This is a genomic window from Bradyrhizobium sp. P2_E8, assembly GCF_056403875.1.
The window spans coordinates 1-742 of record NZ_JBFUES010001775.1; the positions used below are offsets into that span (position 1 = coordinate 1).

A 742-nucleotide genomic window follows, 5' to 3' on the forward strand; every position below is an offset into this window, starting at 1 on the left:
CGCTGGTGCTGGTCGGGACCAGCGAGCGGACGTGGCGTGGGTCTGGCGGCCCTGCTCGGGCCGCCTCGTTCAGGCGGCCCTCGTCAGGCTGCTTTGGCTTTCGCCACGTGGGTCGCGATCGCGTCCATCAGCGCCGGCGACAGGCAGTCGTAGGGCTCGAGCCCGATCTCCTTCAGCCGCGAACGGATGCCGGCCATCTGCTCCGGCTTCACGCCGGCTTCGATCACCGAGGAGACGAAGGCGGCGAATTGCGGCGCCTGCGAGCCCTGTTCCTGGAACAGTTCGGGATGGATGAAGTCGAGGCCGTAGAACGGATGGTTCTTGTTCTCGATGCGGCCGTACATGTGCGTGCCGCAGGCCTTGCAGGCGTGGCGCTGGATCACCGCGGAGGCGTCGACGATCTGGAGCTTGTCGCCGTTCTCGAGCACGGTGACGTTCTGGCGCGGCACCACGGCCACGACGGAGAACGTCGCGCCCTGCGGCTTCCAGCACTTGGTGCAGCCACAGGCGTGGTTGTGGGCGACGTCGCCCTTGATGCCGACCTTGACCTGATGGTCCTTGCATTTGCAGGCAAGCGTGCCGCCGGCGAAGCTGCCGCTGCCCTGCTTGAGGCCGTTGTCGATCGATGGATGGAGTGCAACAGTCATGGGACGATCCTCCTGGGGGGTTGGCAGTGAGCTAGTAGACGACGACGGAACGGATGGATTTGCCCTCATGCATGAGGTCGAAGCCCTTGTTGATC

General features: G+C 65.4%; 1 protein-coding gene. It reads right to left on the reverse strand.

The window, feature by feature from the left end; translation table 11 throughout:
* Positions 1-83: 83 nt before the first annotated feature.
* Positions 84-647 (reverse strand): S-(hydroxymethyl)glutathione synthase, encoded by a 564-nt coding sequence (gene gfa, locus AC1D00_RS43830; RefSeq protein WP_135176703.1) that lies wholly within the window; start codon positions 645-647, stop codon positions 84-86.
* Positions 648-742 lie beyond the last annotated feature (95 nt).

Bases quoted from the DNA above. Each gene is read 5' to 3' on its own strand.
- gfa (WP_135176703.1), bottom strand. From the start codon at position 647: ATGACTGTTGCACTCCATCCATCGATCGACAACGGCCTCAAGCAGGGC.